Origin of the sequence: Streptomyces sp. NPDC048389 (assembly GCF_040706335.1) — a bacterium.
GTDB lineage: Bacteria > Actinomycetota > Actinomycetes > Streptomycetales > Streptomycetaceae > Streptomyces.
This window is the reverse complement of record NZ_JBEZKP010000085.1, coordinates 1-18,318: the sequence shown is the minus strand read 5'-3', so window position 1 is coordinate 18,318 and position 18,318 is coordinate 1. Positions and strand designations below refer to the sequence as shown.

The window sequence follows — 18,318 nt, the reverse complement described above, 5'->3', positions numbered from 1 at the left end:
TAACCGAGACCGTACTCATGGTTCAGCGGCGCGATGACCAACGCCATCGCACCGGTCGCGGCCGAGATCATGGCCTTGCGCCCACCGACCACCGAAATCACCACAGCCATGGTGAACGACGCGAAAAGACCGACAGCCGGATCGACACCCGCGATGATCGAGAAGGAGATCGCCTCCGGGATCAGCGCCAGGGCCACCACCAGACCGGCCAGCACCTCGGTCCGGAAAACCTTCGAAGACGCCAGCCAGTCCGGCCTCGACATGCGCAGCTTGGGAACTGCGGACAGCGGTGAAGACATGCAACCGTTTCTGTTCGGGCGCACGCATCCACCTGACGGATGCAAGCGCGTCGTACTCGACTCCGCCTGGGGCGGAATCCCGGCGGCCCGGCCTCGACGGGGGCCCTGCCGGTGGGAGTGCAGCCGCGAGGGCTGCCGATCGGGCATCATTGCCCGGAAGTCTTCGGGCGTAGCAGGCCCTGTCAGGGCCCGGCTCCGGCGAAGACGCCCCATTCTGCACCAGCGCAACAGGGGCGGCCTCGTCCAACACTGTACCCTGACGTGAAGGCAGAGTGCGACTTGCGGCTTGTGAAATGCAGGTAAACAGGCGCTCGGATCGTGTGATCCCAGACACCTGTGTCGGGTGACTTCACTGGTTCGGATTTCCGGGAAACGCAGAAGCAGAAGGAGAAGGCGTGACGATGACAGAGCGGCAGATGCAGATCGGCGAGGTCGCCGAGCGGACCGGTTTGTCGCTGCGCACGATCCGTCACTACGAGGAAGTCGGCCTCGTGGCGCCTTCCGCCCGGAGCAAGGGCGGCTTCCGCCTCTACACCGAGGCCGACGTCGAACGCCTGATGGTCATCCGCCGCATGAAGCCCCTGGACTTCTCCCTGGAGGAGATGCGGGACCTCCTGGAGATCACCGACAAGATCACCTCTGATGACGCTGTCTCCAGCGAGGAAAGGGAGAGGCTGCGCGAGCGCCTCGACTCGTACCGCAAGGTCGCGGACGCGCGCTGCGAGACACTGCGTGCCCGGCTGCTGGCGGCCGAGGACTTCGCCGCCACGCTCCGCCGCAGGCTCGAGCACTGACGGCAGCGGGAGCGGCAGGAGACGTGCCACCGGCAGGGCGACGGCGCTGCGGCGGCGAGCAGGGCACCGCTCCCAGGGGGCACGGGCTGTCGGGCACCATGCCGGGCATCACCCGTCCCGCCGATGCGGCAAGGGACCCGGCACCGACCATCCTGGCGGCCGTACGCCGCTCACGCCCTGTCCCACGAGCCCGCACCGGGTGAGCGGCCCTTCAGCCCGTGGCCGACAGAGCTCGCGCAGTGCCGCACCGACTGCAGGCACATCTGTGGAGAGCCCTGACAGCGCCCACGGGTCCGGGCGACCACCGGGCGTAGAAGTCCTTGGCGACCGACTCGGCCACCGGCGATACGCGGGCGCGACCACGGCGGGGCTGTTGACTCGGCGGGATGCGGGTACCCGGCGGACATGAAATGGCAACAGGTGGAACGGCCCCCGGCCGCGACTTATGTGCTCGTTCTCGAGCCGGGCGAGGAGACGACTGAGGTCCTCACGGCATTCGTCCGTGAGCGGGGACTGCGGGCGGCCCAGGTCACCGCGGTGGGTGCTTTCAGGAGCGCCGTCGTCGGATGGTTCGACCGGGACGAGAAGGACTACCGGCGCATTCCGGTGACAGAGCAGTGCGAGGTGCTCTCGCTGGTCGGTGACGTCGCCGTCGGCGAGGACGGACCGGTGCCGCACATCCACGCCGTCCTGGGACTCGCGGACGGGAGCACCCGCGGTGGCCACCTGATGGAAGGCGAGGTCTGGCCGACGTTGGAGATCGTCGTACGCAGTAGCCCGGCGACACTCGTCAAGACGTTCCGGCCGGAAATCGGTCTGGCCCTCATCGATCCCTCGAAGGAGTGGCAGCACGCAGGGTGACGCCCGAACCGGCGCTCTCCCGCAAGCGCCCCGCGTCGACTGCGGGCCGCCCGCCGCCCGTGGCACCAGCGCCCTCACCGAAGCACCGAGCACGCGCTCCGGGTGGCGGCAACGCCCGTGCAGGGACGCCTCCTCGTCCTCAGGGCACGTCCGGGCGCCAGTCGCAGGCGGCGGACGTGGGGGCTGTCCCGCAGGGGCGGGTGAAGACCTCGCTGCGTGGAACCCGACAGGGGCGGACGGAGGTGAATCCGCTGTGAAGGCGACGTTTTCGCTGGGGCACGTGGCCGGCATCCGGATCGGGGTGCACTGGAGCGTCCTGGTCATCGTCATCGTGCTCGCCCTGGGCCTCGCGGGCCGTTTCCCCGACGCCTACCCGGATCGGCCCGCCTGGCAGTACTGGATCACCAGCCTGGCGGCCGCGGTGGTCTTCCTGCTGTCGCTCCTGGCTCACGAGTTCAGCCACGCCCTCGTGGCCCGCCGTAACGGCGTGGACGTCGGCGACATCACGCTGTGGCTCCTGGGAGGCATGGCCCGGCTGAAGAGCGAAGCGCCCACGCCGGCCGCCGAAGTCCGCATCGCCGGCGTCGGCCCCCTGGTCAGCCTCTTGCTCGGACTGGTCTTCGGGCTCCTGGCCGGGCTGTTCGGAGCCCTGTACGGGGCCGGACTGGTCGCCGAGGCACTGGCATGGCTGGCCGCCATCAACATCCTGCTGGCCGTCTTCAACGCCCTGCCCGCCGCTCCTCTGGACGGTGGACGGCTGCTCAGGGCGCTTGTGTGGCGCAGGACCGGCAATCCGCTGCGTGCCACCGCGGTGTCGACGGGCGCCGGCCGGGTCCTGGGCTGGCTGCTCATCGGAACCGGCCTGTTCTTCATCCTTCTCGGCGCTGCCTTCAGCGGGATCTGGCTCGTGGTCATCGGCTGGTTCCTCCTCGCCATGGCCACATCGGAAGGCGGCCAGGCGAAGCTTCGGGAACTGCTGAGCGAGGTTCCCGTGCGTCAGGCGATGGGGCCCGATCCCATCAGCGTCGACGCTTCCCTGACGGTGGCCGACTTCCTGGCCGCCCCGGAGTTCCGCTACCGGCACTCCGCCTTCCCGGTCGTCGACCGGGAACATCGCCCGGTGGGGCTGGTCAGCGTCAAGACCGCCGCCGGGGTTCCGGAGGTGGAGCGGGACTCCACCGTGGCGTCGGTGATGATCCCGATCGACGACATCCCCACACCGCACCCCGACGATCCGCTGGTGCGTGTCCTGTCCGGACTGGACGACAGCCCCGCGCACCGCGCCCTGGTGGTTGAGAACGGCAGGGTCGTGGGCATGGTCACCAGTTCCGACATCAGCCGGGTCACCTCCTGGCTGGCGTCCTCCTCGTCGTGGCGACGCCGAGCCTTCTGAACCGACCTCGACCCGGCCTGAACCGAACTCGACCCGACCTCGACCCGACCTGGACCCGACGCGGACGAGCCGATGAGGCAGCCGTACCCGCCCCGGTGGGTGCCACCCGCAGCAGGTGGCACACGGGGCCGTCCGGCCCAACGGGAGTAAGGCACGGTCTCCCGCGGGGCACATGACGAGGTGCGTACCTCCGCGGAGCACCCCCTACGACCGAGCGAGAGACTCCCGTGACCTCGAGAGAACACCTTCCGCACCGCCTGCGCAGAGCCGCAGCCGTTCTACTGGCCGGATGCCTCTTGTCCGCCACCGGCTGCGGCGCCACTGAGGGCGAATACAACCCTCCGGGCGCGAACGTCCGCATCGGATCGATGCTCGTCCGCTACGCCCACATCGCGGAGCCTCCTGACGGGCCATGGGAGCCGGGGGACGACGCACCGATGTACGTCTGGCTGTTCAACCAAGGCCGGCATCCGGACAGACTGCTCGGGGCAGAGACGACGATCGCGCGCTCCGTCGACATCGTCACCGCTGGAGGCGATACCCGTGGCCCGGTGGAGGTGCCGACCGGCGAGCTGCTCGCGCTCAACGACGAGCAACCGCATCTGCTGCTGCGAGGACTGCGGGAACAACTGCGCGGCGGCGACTTCGCATGGGTGACACTGCGTTTCGAACGGGCCGGTGAGGTGGCCCTTCAGGTCCACGCGCAGCTGCCGACCTACGTGGAGGAGGATGCCACCAAGGTTCCCGGCCTCACGCCGCCCTCGCCCGCTTCCTGAGGAACGCCCGGCTGTGCGGCCCGGTTCGGCCGCCCGCGTGTGAGGCGGTCCGAGCACGTGGGGCCGAGGGGACGGCAGGCGGCCCGGCGGCCCGGGCCCTCTGCGTTCGACAGCCGTCGGCGTCTGTCCGATCCTGAGGTGAGGCAGCCTCAACGACATCCGCTCCAGCGAAAGGCAGCACCGATGGATTGGTGGATCTGGCTCATCATCGTTCTCGCTGTCCTCGTGGCGCTCGCGGTGGCCGCCCTGGCGGTGCAGGCCAGGCGCCGCTCAGGAGGTGTTGTCGCAGAGGGGCGGCGACCCCGTCGAGGCGGAAGGCGGAGGAAGCGATGAACGGCTACCTGAAGGCGAGCGGCATCGCCAAGAAGCCCGTCGTCACGCTCTCGGGCGAGGCCGTCGCGCAGGTGAAGGACATCGTCTTCGACGCGAGTCGAGGAAGCATCCGGTGCTTCACCCTGAGCGGGCGCGGCCTGCTGGCCGGCCCCCTCCACCAGGTCCTGCGGTGGAAGAACACACACGCGCTGGGCCCGGACGCGGTCATGGTGCGCAACGAGAACGCGCTGGAGGACCAAGAGGCGGCGCGCACCGGCGATGAAGGCCAGGACGGAGGCGACATCCTCGGATCACGGATGATGACCCGCAGCGGCACACACCTGGGCAGCATCACGGACGCCGTCATCGCCACCGGCAAGACACCGGTGGTCGCCGGGTACGAGATCGAGACGGCCGAGCACCGCAGAGTGCTGGTACCGGTGACCGAGCCCGTCACCGTCTCCGGAGACCTCGTCATCGTCCCGGACGCCACGGCCGAGCACACCGCCGGGGACCTGGCGGGCCTTCACAACGCCACGGAAGCTCTGCGTGAGCAGATCCGGCGAGCCAAGCAGGAGGACTGATGCTGTTCAGCGAAGCCGGCGGGCGCGATGTGGTGGACGTGGACACCGCCGAAAGGGTCGGCAGCGTCGCCGCATGCACCGTCGCGGCCTCTCCCGCCCGTGTCACCGGCCTCATCCTCAAAACCCGCGGTCGCGGCAGTCACACCTTGGACTGGAAGGATGTCGCATCCTTCGGCAAGGACGCCGTGGCCATCCACGGAGCCGACCGGATCCGCGTCGGAAAGGACATCGAACGTGATGACCCGAGCCACGGAAGCCACGACCCCGTCGGCAAACCCGTTCTGACGGAAACCGGTATGGACAAGGGCACCGTGCTCGACCTCGAATTCGACGAGCGAACCGGTCGGATCGACCACGTGGTCACCACCGGCGAACGCATTCCCGGCGACGCTCTCCTGGGAGCCGGCAGCTACGCCGTTGTCGTCTCGGCTCCCGACTGACGCTCCCGGCTGACGCCGACTCCGCCATCCGGCACACGACACAGATGAAACAGGACTCCTTACCCGGGCCTGCCCCTACCGGACGTGACACGCCCGGAAGGTGGCGAACAAAAAGCGAACCGGTGCGAGAGTTCTGTCTACTGCGCTGGCCCCGGCCCTTGCGCTCCTGCTCGCGGTGACGGGATGCGGCAGGGACGATCCGCTCAACGAACCGCAAGAGGCGTTCGACATGGTGGAGGTGGACTACGGAAGAGCAATCCGCCTTTCCCTGGCGGAGGTGACCGGTGGCGAGTTGGTGTCACTGGAGCTGCTTCGGCCCACATCGATCGACCCGGTCCGGGAGAGCGAGATCGCCGCCCTACAAGGTGAACTCCGTACCGTACGTCTCGACGCGACAAGCGGAGACGTACGGGAGACGGCCACGCCGCCCGCTCGGAGCACCGCGGAGCAGCAGCAGACGCGCGAACTCCTCGATGAGGCGACTGTCCTGCCGGGCGAAGCCGCCCGCGAAGCCCGGGGCGAGACGGACGGCCCCGTGACCGCCGTCAAACTGCAGGAGGACGGCGAGCCCGTCTGGGCCGTGGATGTGACCGGCGTGGACGGGCAGGACGTGACCACCCACTACGTCGACGCGAAGACGGGTGAAGTGCTCCGCCGGACGTCCACGGAAGAGGATCCGCTCCGGCTGGCCGCGGTGCGCAGGGCGATCGGTGACGGCCCCGAGCTGTTCGCCGACGCAAACGGCGCGTTCGGCCGCAAGGAGGCGCTGTACTGGGCGCAGCGGTACTCCGAGGAATGGGACGTCAGGTGGTTCGAGGAGCCGGTGAGCTCCGCCGACTTCGAAGGTCTGCGGATGCTGCGTGACCGCGGCCCCGGGCGGCTCGAGGTGGCCGCCGGGGAGTACGGCTACGTGCTGCGCGACTTCACCAACCTGATCGCCCGTCCGCGGTCGACTGTCTCCAGGCCGATGTGACCCGCTGCGGCGGCATCTCGGGGCTGCTGCAGATCGCGGGCCTCGCGGCAGCCCATCACGTCGACCTCTCGGCCCATTGCGCGCCCGCCGTGTCCGCACACGCCTTCTGCGCTGTGGAGAGGCTGCGGCACCTGGAGTACTTCCACGACCACGTGCGCGTCGAGGAGTTGCTGTTCGAGGGGACGCTGCCGCCCGAGAGCGGCGTGCTGCGGCCCGACACCCGGCGCCCGGGCCTCGGGCTGGAGATCAAGTGGGCCGATGCGTGGATCTGCGCGACCGGTATGCCGACGCCATTCGAGCCGGTTTCCGCCCGGTGGACGAGGTCCCCCGGCGGGTCTCCGGCTACAACCTCGACGAGTTGCTGCCGGAACGGGGTCCTCGTCCGCGTCACCCTGCCGCCCTTTCTTCGTCGGCCGGTCCCTGACGTCTTCGCACCGCTCGCGGCGTCGAGTCCCAGGGCCCGGCGCCGTTCCGTCATACCTCCCACGGACGACAGGCGGCGTGGCGGCGCAGTGTCCACCGCAGGGCAGGCCGTTACCGCTCCGGAAGGAACCGACGGGCGTTTCTCGTATCCGTCAGGCGAGTCTCCTGCTCATGGTAGGCGCGGCCTATAGCCTCCTGCTGTCGACGCCACGAAGCCATTCCTCACCGTCTCCAGGAACCGCGTCACGGGCCCCGCCCCTCGCGCGAACCTGCCCACCGGTCGCGCCGGCGCGACGACGCACGAGGCCGCTCGGAAGTGCGGCCGCCATGAACAGCGGATGTGACATACGAGATGGCCCTGACTCACGGGATTCGAGCGCCTCTTCGCAACAACGGGCAAGCCTACGGATTCCCCGTTTCGATCACCGGGGGCCTTGCGATGCTCAATGCGGACGCGCGGCAGCCGGGCACGGTGCACATCCTGTATTTCGCCCTGGGCGCTGCTGCCGCGTTCAGCCTGCTCGAAGCGCTGGTGTCGGCCGGTTTCCGCAAGCCTTTGGAGGAGGAGCCGAGCACGGTGACAGCCCTGGGTATCTCTCTCAGCTTTCTCTCCGTCACGACGGCTGTTGCTCTGGCCTGGCTTACGGCGCACTTCGTCGGCGGCAGGCTCGCCTGGCCGATCACCGGCTTCACCGTCTCCATGGTCTATCCGCTGATCGCCGGAGTGGAGCCGGCCGTCGCCCAGCGGGCTCGCGAGTCGTCGAACACCGAGACGGGCGAGGAGAAGGACACGGAGAAGCAGGACGACGAGAGCGATGGATGATCGATTCACGCCCGGGGACGTACTCGATCGAGGCGGATGAGCACCGGCCGGCGAACACCGGCGCCCTCGGCAGCGATTCAGGCCGTACCCGACGGCGCACTTCGCAGGTTTGCCGACCCGCAACCGGGCTACACCAGCAGGCGCGATGACGGGCCGACACCCGCCACCGGCAACGGCACTTCGGAGGGGTCCATGTCTCAGATGGACGAGCAGCAGCGGGATGAAGCACAGGACACGTCCGCCCGTGCACATGTCCGTTCCGGTGAGGGAATCAGAAGGTATTTCACGACAACCGATCACAAGACGATCGGGAACATGTACCTGGTGACCTCGTTCGGCTTCTTCCTCATCGCCGGGCTACTGGCGATGCTGATGCGCGCGGAGCTCGCGCGGCCGGGCATGCAGCTCCTGACTCATCATCAGTACAACCAGTTCTTCACGATCCATGGCACGATCATGATGCTGCTGTTCGCGACACCCACGTTCGCCGGGTTCGCCAACGCCATCATGCCGTTGCAGATCGGCGCGCCCGATGTGGCCTTTCCCCGCCTCAACGCGCTGACGTACTGGCTGTTCCTCTTCGGCGGGATCATGGTCGTGTCGGGATTCCTGTTCCCCGGCGGAGCGGCCCCTTTCGGATGGTTCGCCTACGCACCGCTGAACAACGCCATTTACTCGCCCGGTGTCGGGGGAGATCTGTGGACCATGGGGCTGGTCGTGGCGGGCCTGAGTACCACTCTCGGCTCGGTCAACTTCATCACCACGATCATTTCCCTGCGGGCGCCCGGCATGACCATGTTCCGGATGCCGATCTTCACCTGGAACATCCTGTTCACCTCCATCCTCGCGTTGCTGGCCTTCCCCGTGCTGACCGCCGCGCTCCTGGCGCTGGAGTCGGACCGGCAGTTCGGTTCGCACATCTACGATCCCGCCAACGGCGGCGCGCTCCTGTGGCAGCATCTTTTCTGGTTCTTCGGGCACCCTGAGGTCTACATCGTCGCTCTGCCGTTCTTCGGCGTGGTCACGGAGATCATCGCCGTGTTCAGCCGCAAGCCCGTCTTCGGCTATGTCGGCATGGTGGGGGCGACGATCGCCATCACCATGCTCTCGGCGACGGTCTGGGCGCATCACATGTTCGCCACGGGGGCCGTGCTGCTTCCCTTCTTCTCGTTCATGTCGTTCCTGATCGCGGTGCCGACAGGCGTCAAGTTCTTCAACTGGATCGGCACCATGTGGAAGGGTTCCCTGTCCTTCGAGACCCCGATGGTCTGGGCGATCGGTTTCTTGGTGACCTTCCTCCTGGGCGGACTCAGCGGCGTACTCGTCGCCTCACCGCCACTGGACTTCCACCTCACCGACTCCTACTTCGTCGTGGCCCATCTCCACTATGTCCTGTTCGGCACCATCGTCTTCGCCATGTTCGGCGGCTTCTACTTCTGGTGGCCGAAACTGACGGGCAGGATGCTGGACGAAAGGCTTGGAAAGATTCACTTCTGGACCCTGTTCATCGGGTTCCAGATCACCTTTCTGGTACAGCACTGGCTGGGTGAGGTCGGTATGCCGCGCCGCTACGCCGACTACCTGGCGGCGGACGGATTCACCGCTCTGAACACGGTCTCCTCGATCGGCGCCTTCCTGCTCGGGCTGTCCACACTGCCCTTCCTCTACAACGTCTGGAAGACGGCCAAGTACGGCGCGAAGGTGGAGGTCGACGACCCCTGGGGATTCGGGCGCTCGCTGGAGTGGGCCACGTCCTGCCCGCCGCCCCGGCACAACTTCGACGCCCTGCCGCGCGTACGCTCCGACTCGCCCGCCTTCGACCTGCACTATCCCGAGGCACACGAACTTCCCCCCGCGGAAACGGGGACCGTCGAAGCCACGCCGGACACGCTGGGAGAACAGAAGAGATGAAAACGGAAGCGTATCTGTTCGCCGGTGTCGCCCTGTTCTTCCTCGTCACCGATGCCGCATACATCTGGTTCGCACAGGAACCTGCCGGAATCGCGGCACTCACCGTGTCGTTCCTCATGTCGGCGCTCATCGCGTTCTTCTGCTCCGCCAACTACCGGCGAAAGGGCAAACGCCCCGAGGACAGGCCGGGTTCGCAGGTGAGCGAGCGCAGCGGACCCATCGACTTCTTTCCTCCGCACAGCAGCTATCCCGTGGTGACCGGACTGGGCGTCGCCATCCTCGCCGCCGGCACCGTCTTCGGACTGTGGCTGTTCCTCATCGGCTTCGGGGTCACGGCTGCGGGCGTCATGGGCATGGTCTTCCAGTTCGCCGGACGTGACGACTGAACCGCGCCGGCCGGCTGCGGGCTCTGTGGGCCCGCAGCCGGCCGGCGCGTCAGGCGGCGGTGAGGAGGCGGTTCATTCCTTCTCCGGGGCGGCGGTGGGATCCAGGGTCTTGCCCGAGATCTGCAGACGCTCCTCCGGGGTGGTGGGCATGTCCACCCGCTCGCGGTAGAACCAGGCACTGAGCCGGGCCCGGAGCCGGTGCCTTCGGGGTGCAGAGGGCCCGGGATGCGCCAGGGGCTCGGGAAGGGCCCGGACCAGCAGGCGGTAGCGCCGCTTGGCGTCGACAGGCTCGTGGGTCTCGCTGATGGCGCCGTAGGGACTCTGGCTGACCAGGCCGGTCTCCTCGCCCTCCTCCAGCAACCGGCGGTCGTGCGACTGCAGCGCCAGGCAGATGCGCTTCGTCACCACGAAGGCGATCACAGGGCCCACGATCAGCGTCACCCGGAAGAACCAGATCAGGCCCTCCAGCGGAATGTAGAAGACCAAGGAGATCACGTCGTTGCCGCCGGCGGCCAGCAGTACCGCGTAGAAGACGATGGCGGCGACCCCCAGGCCCGTGCGCGTCGGCCGGTCCCGTGGCCGGTCGCACAGGTGGTGTTCCATCAGGTCCCCGGTGATCCATCGCTCGAAGTACGGGTACGTGTACAGGACCAGGAAGAGCAGCGCAGGCAGCACCAGGGCGGGAAGGAAGACGTTCCACATGATGGTGTGTCCCGCCACCGTGGTCTGCAGGGGTGGCATGAGCCGCAGGGCGCCCTCGAGGAATCCCACGTACCAGTCCGGCTGGACGTCGGTGGAGATCTGATCGGGGCGGTAGGGGCCGTAGTTCCAGACGGGGTTGATCTGGGCGGTGGCGCCCATGACGGCCGTGACGCCGAAGACCGCCATCAGCAGGCCCACCGACTTCGCGGTGTAGTGCGGGAACAGCGGCGGGCCGACGACGTTTCGGTTGGTCTTGCCGGGGGCCGACCACTGGGTGTGTTTGAGATAGACCACCATCAGCAGGTGCACGACGATCAGGGCGAGGATCGCACCGGGCACGAACAGGACGTGCAGGATGTACAGGCGCCGGATGATCGCGTCGCCCGGGTAGGCCCCGTCCCAGATGAAGAAGCTCAGATAAGTGCCCACGAACGGAACGGACTTCACAATGCTGTCCGACGTGCGGAGCCCGGTTCCGGACAGCAGGTCGTCCGGCAGGGAATAGCCGGCGAAGCCCTCCAGGAGTGCGAGCAGGAAGAGCGTCACTCCGATCATCCAGTTCATCTCACGTGGACGGCGGAACGCGCCCGTGAAGAAGATCCGCAGCATGTGGACGGCGATCGCGGCGACGAAGACCAGGGCGGACCAATGGTGCATCTGCCGGATCAGCAGACCGCCGCGGACGTCGAAGCTGATCTCGAGCGTCGAGGCGTAGGCGGTGGACATCCGGATGCCCTGCAAAGGCTCGTAGGAGCCCGTGTACACCGTTTCCGTGAGGCCGGGATCGAAGAACAGCGCGAGATAGCTGCCGGTGACGAGCAGTACGAGAAAGCTGTACAGCGCGATCTCACCCAGCAGGAACGACCAGTGGTCGGGAAACGCCTTGCGCATCAGCTCCTTGCCGAGTTCGGAGAGCGGGGCCCTTCGGTCCATGGCCGCATAGGAGCTGACGGCCGCCTGGCGGCGCTGCCCTCGGATCCTCGCCCTCCGTTCCCGGAACAGCATGCACAACGCTCCCTCGTCCCTCGGAGACCATCCGGCGGCGTACCCACGGCAGGCACGTGCGTACCCGAACTATGCGTCTGCACCCCCCTTCGGAGTCCGCATTAGGCCCAACAGGGGCACGCCCTGGTGGCACTTCACGGACCGCTGCCGACCGCGCGGTAGCTTGCTACGGTCCGAACCGGTGACCGTCGGGTTCCGGCTTCCCGGCAGGCAGCTGAGCAGAACACCCCGAGCATGAGGTTCGGGCCAACGGAATGCTCCGGAGGGCCAAGGTGGGCCATGAGGCAGACATCATCCAGGAACTCACCGCCGACCACCGCGCGGTGCAGCGGCTGTTCGACCGGGTCCGTGCCGCGGCACCCGGCAGCCACGCCCGCAAGCAACTCGTCGAGCAGGCCACCATCGAACTCGTACGCCATTCGACTGTCGAAAAGGAGTACTTGTATCCGGCGGTTCGGAAACACGTCGTGGACGGTGATCAGTGGGCCGACAAGGAGCTCGCCGACCACGCGGAGGTCGAGAAGGTTCTGCAGGCGCTGGACGGACTGGCACCGGACGACGACCGGTTCGTGCCGCTCACCCTGTCGCTCATGACACTCGTCACCGATCACGTCCGTGACGAGGAACAACGCCTGTTCCCGCGCCTGCAGGCGCTCTGCCCTGCTGATCTCCTCCGGCATCTCGGGGAACAGGTCCGCACCGCCGGGAAGGCCACACCGACCCGGCCCCGGCCGCATGCCCTCGACTCTCCCCGGGCGAACAAGGTGACTGCTCCGCCACTGAGCATGTGGGACAGCCTTCGGGACGCCCTCAGCGGAAGAGGACGCCGCCGGTAGGGCGATGCCGGGGCCGGACCGGCCGGCGTTCCTTCGCCACCGGGTCCGACCGGTCACCCGCTCCGCCGGCGGGTGCACGTGCTCCCGTGCCGATCCACGCGCCCGAGGGCCCCGGGGCACCGCCGCATGAGCTTGGGTTCTGACGGCCCCGCCGCAGCCGAGCCCTCCTGACCGGCGAACCCGGTGCCTGCCTTCGCCCGAGCGACGTGGTGGGGGCGAAGCCGGAGGTCGGACGCCACCCCTGGAACAAGCGGAGCGGACTCGTCATCGCTCGCCTCACCGAGGATCACGTCGGAGCGGGAGACGACCCCTGAACGGACTGCACCCGGCGAACCGGATGCCCGGGCGGGAGGTGCGTCATGCCAGCCAGCACGAGCATCGGAACCCGGGTGGCCCGGATGCCCGGGCGGGAGGTGCGTCCTGACCGGCGTCGGCGCACGCAGGACGCCAGGACCACGAAGGGCCAGGGGGACTGAGCCAACGTCAGGGCACGTTCGGCGACACCGGCAGCACCCTGGCCGTGCAGTTCGATCAGGAACCATGCTGCGCCGAGCACCATCAACGCACTCACCGCGATCGCCGGCGTGGGTGGAGTGCCCATGGTGCGGTTCCGCCCCGGTGGGCGGCCGGCAGTGGCCACACCGCCATGGGGGCGAATGCGACGGCGGCCACCGCACCGTGGCTCAGTGAGCCCCCGCTGCTCGGTGCCGGGGCCAGTGCCAGCGCGATCACCGACACTCCGCCGCCGCTCAGTGCCATGCGTCCGGCGAGCGCGGCGGCGCGCATCCCCCAAGCGGTGATCATGTGACAGGCGCCCAGGGCGAAGAGCGTTGCGGTCATCACCCAGCGTCCGGGAGCGCCGTCGGCCGCCAGGAGGCTGATCGTTTCGGTGACGGGGTCGTAGCCGGGGCCTTCGAGTAACGCCGCGACGGTCCAGCCGCTGATCAGGAGGACGGGCGCACACCCCGGACGTGAGCAAGGCCCGCCAGGGCGCAAGTCGCATCGGCCCACCGTAAACCGCCCGCTTCCCCCCACTCGCGGTGACGCGACCGGGCCGAATCCCGTCGCCCGGGGTCTCCGCTGTCGGCAAAGGCGTGGCCGTGCCCCCGGGCGGGCGCACCGGCCCCCGGGGCACCTGGTCGAGCTGCCCTGTCAGGAGCGTGCGCGACAATGGAGGAAGCACGGGCGGCTGTGACCGCGGCCGGTGTCGGATGCGCGCCGCTTCGGCCCGGCCGTCCTACGGCCCCACGGCGCAGAAGCTGAGGGAAGGCGGTCGGTATGAGCAGCATCGCTCGCCGTATCGGCGACTTTTTCCGGATCAAGACGAACAAAGCCTTGGACCGGGCGGAGGATCCGCGCGATGTCTTGGACTACTCCTACGGGCAGCAACTGGAGATGTTGCAGAGGGTACGGCGGGGTGTGGCCGACGTGGCGACCAGCCGCAGGCGCGTCGAGCTCCAGGTGAACCAGTTGCAGCAGTCCACGGGCAGGCTGCAGGAGCAGGCACAGCAGGCGTTGGCGGTGGGGCGTGAGGACCTGGCCCGCGAGGCCCTCGCCCGGCGCACGGCCGTGGCCTCGCAGATCACGGAACTCCAGGACCAGCATGCGTCGCTGCAGGACCAGGAGGAGAAGCTCACGCTCGCCGCGCAGCGGCTGCAGGAGAAGGTGGACTCGTTCCGTACCCGCAAGGAGACGATCAAGGCCGGCTACACCGCGGCCGAGGCACAGACCCGTATCTCGGAGGCCGTGACCGGCATCGGCGACGAGATGGGCGATGTCGGCCTTGCCATGCAGCGCGCCCAGGACAAGACAGAGCAGATGCAGGCCCGCGCCGACGCCTTGGACGAGCTTGTTGCCTCCGGCGCACTGGACGACGCCACTCTCCCGGCCGGCCGCGACGACCTCAAGGCCGAGCTGGAGGCCGCGGCGGCGGACCAGGACGTGGAGGCCGAGCTGGCTCGGATGAAGGCCCGGCTTCCGCCGTCCGGCGCTCCACGGGCCGTGGAGGGCCGCAGGAACGAGGAGACACCTCCGGATCGGGAGACACCTCCGGATCAGGAGGCCACATGATCACCCGGTTTGCCGGCGAGGCCCCGCCTCTGCCGGACGAGAGGGTCACACCGTCCGACGTGGTGCTGCCCGGTGCGGACAGCAGCCTGCGGCAGGTGGAGGAAATACTGTCCGACGAGGGGCTGATCCCGGGGTGAGTGAGGATGCGCAGCCGCTTTGAACCCGATCGGCAACTGACCACCCGCATGGTGGTCACGATGTTCCTGCTCGGTCTGCTGTACGTGGCGTTCATCGCCGCGCTGGTCGTGCTGCTCGAGTCGATGGTCCTGGTGATCGTCATAGCCGCCGGGCTGCTGGGTGCGCAGTACTGGTTCTCCGACCGGATCGCTCTTTACGCCATGCGCGGCCGTCTCGTCAGCCGCGAGGAGCAGCCCGCGCTGCACGGGATCCTCGACCGGCTGTGTGCGAGCGCGGACATGCCCAAACCCCGCGTGGCCGTCTCGGACATGGACCTGCCCAACGCGTTCGCCACCGGCCGAAACGCGGACCACGCCGTGGTCTGCGTCACCACCGGGCTGCTGCGCCGCCTGGAAACCGAGGAACTCGAAGGCGTCCTCGCCCATGAGCTCTCCCACGTCGCACACCGCGATGTCGCGGTGATCACCCTCGCTTCCTTCCTGGGCGTCATCGCGGGTCTCATCGTGCGCTTCGCCTTCTATTCCCAGCTGTTCGGCGGACGTCAGCGGGACCAGAACACCGCCGCCGTGCTCGCGATCGTCATGGCGGTCTCCGCCCTGGTCTACGCGATCAGCTTCCTGCTCATCCGTGCGCTGTCCCGCTACCGTGAACTGTCCGCGGACCGCGCCGGGGCCATGCTGACCGGGAAACCGTCCGTGCTCGCCTCGGCGCTGACCAAGGTCAGCGGCGACGTCGCCCGGATTCCCACCCGTGATCTGCGCACCGCCCAGGCATTCAACGCGTTCTTCTTCACTCCCGCTCTGGGACCGGGAACGGTGGTGGCCAGGGTGTTCTCCACTCATCCCAGCCTTGAAAGCCGCCTGGAGGCCCTCGCGGAGATCTCGGCGCAGCTCGGCGAGACGCCATGACCACACCGCACGACCTCACCGACACCGCGGCCCGGCGCAGAGCGCCCGAGCCGGCGCCGGACGGAAGGAGCTGACCGCCGCATGGGTTTCCTCGATGTCCTGCTCGGCCGGAGCAAGCCGGTCAAGCCCGACCTGGACCAGCTCTTCGGCCTGCCCTCGGCAGCGATCACCCTCCAGGCGGCCACCGGCTTCGCTCCGACCGGCGCGGGCTCGGTGTGCTTCGCCTCCATCGAGGGCGGGGCGTTCGACCGGATCCAGCAGGAGGTGCGGGCCCTGCTGAACGCGGATTCCGAGCGGGGCGGTACGCAAGTGGAGTTCAGCCGCGACGCCTACGGCTACTCCTGGCTCCTCTCCCGCCGCGACCCCGGCGACCTGCCGGCCGTCGTGAGCGACCTGCACGCGGTGAACACCGCTCTGCAGGACAGCGGCTTCGGACCCCAACTGCTCTGCTCCCTGACCGTCTTCCACGACGCCGAGCTGCGCCCACTCGCGCTCGTCTACCTGTACAAACGCGGCTCGTTCTACCCTTTCGCGCCCCTGCCCGGCGAGAAACGCGACAATCCTCTGGAGCTCCAGGTCAAGGCCGCGGTCAAGGACGACCTGCGCATCGAACAGGACTTGACCCGCTGGTTCCCGCTCTGGGGCGCCCCTGGCCTGTGAACTGCCACTGCCGGTGTCCGGCGGCCGTGATCCGCACGTCTTGCGTCGCCGGCCACCAGAGGGCCGTCAGAGGACGGTGAGAGGACCGTCGCGATCGGTGTCCGAGGGGGGTTCCCGGCCGGGGACCCCGCCTTGACGCCGGGCGCCTGCGCGGTTGTCCGCGCGGATCTTCACCGACCCGTCCGGGGGACGCGGCGAAAGCCGCCTGACCGCTCACGGTTCCCAGCGAAGCACGTGGCCGGGCCGGCCTCCGGCGGGGGTCGGCACACGGCTCTGACGGCCCGACGGCCGTACGGCGCACGGCGCGGGCACCGCCGAGGGGCGCAGCGCCCGGTGCCGGCCGGTGCGGAGGGAGAATGAAGGTCCTCCTTGTGTGCAGAAGGCGGTGGGAGCGGTGACGCTGCCGGTGATCGTGGGTGTTGACGGATCGGAGACCGGTCTGTGGGCCACCGACTGGGCCACGGACGAGGCGGCCCTGCACGGACTGCCCCTGCGCATCGTCCACGCGTCCTTGTGGGAACGCTACGAGGGCCCCGCCTTCACGGACTCCCAGGAGGTACCCGTCGAGCATGCGCTCGCCGAAGACATCGTCGGTCGTGCCGCCGAACGGGCTCGGCGCCGCAACCCGGACGTCGAGCTCTCGGTGGACATCCTGCCCGAGGACGCCGAGTCGGCGCTGTCGCGGGAAGCGCGCCGCGCCACCGTCGTGGTGACGGGGGCGCGAGGCAGAGGACCGCTAGCGGGCACGTTGCTCGGCTCGGTCAGCCGCGCCCTCGCGTCCCGCGCCCGCTGCCCGGTGGTCGTCGTGCGCCGGGCCCCGCCGAGCCGGCGAGGAAACGATGACCGCGTCGTCGTGGGTGTCGGCGATGCCGGTACGAGCAGCGCGGCTCTCCGCTTCGCGTTCCGCGAGGCCCGAGCACGGGGCTGCGTGCTGGAGGCGGTACGCGCCTGGCGTCGCCCGGCCCACAACCCCCTCGCCCATCCTCTGTTGGCGGGAGATCTCGCCCGCCACCACGAGGAGCGGGCGTCGGCCGTGCTCGACGAGGAGCTGCGCGGTCCAGTCGGCGCCTACCCCGACGTGCGGCTCCGTCGCCTTGTCGCCGAGGGCTCCGCCCACCACGTACTGCTCACCCGTACGGCCGCTGCGGGCCTTCTTGTCATCGGCGCCTCCCGACAGCGCGGGCCTCTGGGGCGGCCCCTCGGCCGCGTCGCACACGCCGCGCTCCGGCATGCCGACTGCCCGGTGGCGGCGGTGCCGCAATCAGAAGCCGGCTCCTGAGCGCGACACAGCACGCGTCACGGCCTCCAGCGCACATCGGACGGCCAGGATCACGCACCGGTGGTTCTGCGCAGGAGGACGAGTTCCCGGTTCATCTCGGTGAGGAACCGGACCACCACGGCCAGCTCTTCGGGGGAGAAACGGCCGCGTGCCGCGTCGGTGCTGCGGGCCAGGGGCTGGAAGTAATCCTTGGCGATGCCGCGTGCCGCCTCCGCGTAGTGCAGGTGCACCACACGGCGGTCGTCGACCGCCCGGACCCGCCGGACGTGCCCTGCCTTCTCCAGCCGGTCGATGCACGCGGTCACCGCGCCGGACGTGAGATTGAGCTGCTTGCGCAGCTGACCGGGCGTCATGGCCCCGTCGTCCGGGTCGGCATCCAGAATCGCGATCAGGGCCTGCACATCGGTCAGGTGCAGGCCCTGCGCCTGGGCGAACTCCTGGGCGATGCGATTGAACTCGCCGTTCATCCTGCGCAGGAGGACGGCGAAGGACTGCAACCCCGTCGGGTCGTCCGCAGGAAGTGGTGGCGGGGGGGTTGCCGATGCCGCTCATGTCTCAAGTCTATGATTACTCAATCATTGAGATACTTGATGCTCGACCTAACTCGTCACCGCTTGGGGATTCCGCATGAGAACCACACCGCGCTGGGCCCGTTACTGACTTCGGCTCGTTAGGGTGACGCTGGATCGTCGAGGGCCAGGCCGGTTCCGGCTATGAAGCCGTCGAGGGTGTCCGGCCGGTACTG

The 18,318-nt window shown here is 68.7% G+C and carries 18 protein-coding genes and 3 pseudogenes; 17 read left to right on the top strand and 4 right to left on the bottom strand.

Annotation, left to right across the window (positions count from 1 at the left end; genetic code table 11):
* A partial coding sequence (locus tag AB0903_RS32825; protein ID WP_366708400.1) for a SulP family inorganic anion transporter occupies nucleotides 1–299 on the bottom strand: 299 nt, incomplete at its 3' end.
* Between the two features lie 401 nt (nucleotides 300–700).
* On the opposite strand from AB0903_RS32825, the gene AB0903_RS32820 reads away from it, so the two are divergent.
* The 11 genes and pseudogenes from AB0903_RS32820 (at nucleotide 701) to AB0903_RS32770 (ending at nucleotide 9,975) form a co-directional block, all read left to right on the top strand.
* Nucleotides 701–1,093 (top strand): MerR family transcriptional regulator, encoded by a 393-nt coding sequence (locus AB0903_RS32820; protein WP_366708402.1) that lies wholly within the window; start codon nucleotides 701–703, stop codon nucleotides 1,091–1,093.
* A 405-nt stretch (nucleotides 1,094–1,498) separates the two neighbouring features.
* Complete coding sequence (locus AB0903_RS32815) at nucleotides 1,499–1,954, top strand: PPC domain-containing DNA-binding protein (RefSeq protein WP_366708399.1); 456 nt, start codon at nucleotides 1,499–1,501, stop codon at nucleotides 1,952–1,954.
* Between the two features lie 253 nt (nucleotides 1,955–2,207).
* Entirely contained in the window at nucleotides 2,208–3,347 is a 1,140-nt protein-coding gene (locus tag AB0903_RS32810) for a site-2 protease family protein (RefSeq protein ID WP_366708398.1), read from the top strand.
* A 296-nt stretch (nucleotides 3,348–3,643) separates the two neighbouring features.
* Entirely contained in the window at nucleotides 3,644–4,123 is a 480-nt protein-coding gene (locus AB0903_RS32805; protein ID WP_366708397.1) for a copper chaperone PCu(A)C, read from the top strand.
* Between the two features lie 329 nt (nucleotides 4,124–4,452).
* Complete coding sequence (locus AB0903_RS32800) at nucleotides 4,453–5,019, top strand: PRC-barrel domain-containing protein (RefSeq protein ID WP_366708396.1); 567 nt, start codon at nucleotides 4,453–4,455, stop codon at nucleotides 5,017–5,019.
* A 32-nt stretch (nucleotides 5,020–5,051) separates the two neighbouring features.
* Complete coding sequence (locus AB0903_RS32795; RefSeq protein WP_366708395.1) at nucleotides 5,052–5,459, top strand: PRC-barrel domain-containing protein; 408 nt, start codon at nucleotides 5,052–5,054, stop codon at nucleotides 5,457–5,459.
* Nucleotides 5,460–5,688: 229 nt separating this feature from the next.
* A pseudogene (locus AB0903_RS32790) lies at nucleotides 5,689–6,057 on the top strand (hypothetical protein); the annotation flags it as partial.
* Nucleotides 6,040–6,695, top strand: a pseudogene (locus tag AB0903_RS32785) (enolase C-terminal domain-like protein); the annotation flags it as partial. The pseudogenes AB0903_RS32790 and AB0903_RS32785, both read left to right, overlap by 18 nt.
* 500 nt (nucleotides 6,696–7,195) lie before the next feature.
* Complete coding sequence (locus AB0903_RS32780; protein WP_366708394.1) at nucleotides 7,196–7,678, top strand: hypothetical protein; 483 nt, start codon at nucleotides 7,196–7,198, stop codon at nucleotides 7,676–7,678.
* A 201-nt stretch (nucleotides 7,679–7,879) separates the two neighbouring features.
* Nucleotides 7,880–9,589 (top strand): cytochrome c oxidase subunit I, encoded by a 1,710-nt coding sequence (ctaD, locus tag AB0903_RS32775; protein WP_366708401.1) that lies wholly within the window; start codon nucleotides 7,880–7,882, stop codon nucleotides 9,587–9,589.
* The gene (locus AB0903_RS32770) at nucleotides 9,586–9,975 is read left to right on the top strand and encodes a cytochrome c oxidase subunit 4 (protein WP_366708393.1); all 390 of its coding nucleotides are present in this window, start codon (nucleotides 9,586–9,588) and stop codon (nucleotides 9,973–9,975) included. Before ctaD ends, AB0903_RS32770 begins: the two co-directional genes overlap by 4 nt.
* Before the next feature lie 72 nt (nucleotides 9,976–10,047).
* Here AB0903_RS32770 and AB0903_RS32765 read toward each other — a convergent pair whose 3' ends face one another.
* Nucleotides 10,048–11,682 (bottom strand): ubiquinol-cytochrome c reductase cytochrome b subunit, encoded by a 1,635-nt coding sequence (locus AB0903_RS32765; RefSeq protein ID WP_366708392.1) that lies wholly within the window; start codon nucleotides 11,680–11,682, stop codon nucleotides 10,048–10,050.
* A 272-nt stretch (nucleotides 11,683–11,954) separates the two neighbouring features.
* Here AB0903_RS32765 and AB0903_RS32760 point away from each other — a divergent pair, with 272 nt between their 5' ends.
* Nucleotides 11,955–12,518, top strand: a complete 564-nt coding sequence (locus AB0903_RS32760) for a hemerythrin domain-containing protein (RefSeq protein ID WP_366708391.1) — start codon at nucleotides 11,955–11,957, stop codon at nucleotides 12,516–12,518.
* A 433-nt stretch (nucleotides 12,519–12,951) separates the two neighbouring features.
* On the opposite strand, the pseudogene AB0903_RS32755 reads toward AB0903_RS32760, so the two are convergent.
* Nucleotides 12,952–13,466 (bottom strand): annotated as a pseudogene (locus AB0903_RS32755) (DUF998 domain-containing protein); the annotation flags it as partial.
* A gap of 330 nt (nucleotides 13,467–13,796) precedes the next feature.
* On the opposite strand from AB0903_RS32755, the gene AB0903_RS32750 reads away from it, so the two are divergent.
* From AB0903_RS32750 to AB0903_RS32730, 5 genes are all read left to right on the top strand, one after another.
* Nucleotides 13,797–14,588 carry a PspA/IM30 family protein gene (locus tag AB0903_RS32750; RefSeq protein ID WP_366708390.1) on the top strand — a complete coding sequence of 264 codons (792 nt, stop codon included), beginning with the start codon at nucleotides 13,797–13,799 and terminating at the stop codon, nucleotides 14,586–14,588.
* Complete coding sequence (locus tag AB0903_RS32745) at nucleotides 14,585–14,725, top strand: hypothetical protein (protein WP_366708389.1); 141 nt, start codon at nucleotides 14,585–14,587, stop codon at nucleotides 14,723–14,725. The genes AB0903_RS32750 and AB0903_RS32745 overlap by 4 nt, the downstream gene beginning before the upstream one ends.
* Nucleotides 14,726–14,731: 6 nt before the next feature.
* Entirely contained in the window at nucleotides 14,732–15,634 is a 903-nt protein-coding gene (htpX, locus tag AB0903_RS32740) for a zinc metalloprotease HtpX (protein ID WP_366708388.1), read from the top strand.
* Nucleotides 15,635–15,715: 81 nt separating this feature from the next.
* On the top strand, nucleotides 15,716–16,294 hold the full coding sequence (locus AB0903_RS32735; RefSeq protein WP_366708387.1) for a hypothetical protein: 579 nt from the start codon (nucleotides 15,716–15,718) through the stop codon (nucleotides 16,292–16,294).
* 373 nt (nucleotides 16,295–16,667) lie between these two features.
* Nucleotides 16,668–17,573, top strand: coding sequence for a universal stress protein (locus AB0903_RS32730; RefSeq protein ID WP_366708386.1), 906 nt, complete (start codon nucleotides 16,668–16,670; stop codon nucleotides 17,571–17,573).
* A gap of 50 nt (nucleotides 17,574–17,623) precedes the next feature.
* Here AB0903_RS32730 and AB0903_RS32725 read toward each other — a convergent pair whose 3' ends face one another.
* A complete protein-coding gene (locus AB0903_RS32725) occupies nucleotides 17,624–18,040 on the bottom strand; it encodes a MarR family winged helix-turn-helix transcriptional regulator (protein WP_366708385.1) in 417 nt (138 codons plus the stop codon).
* Nucleotides 18,041–18,318: the final 278 nt, after the last annotated feature.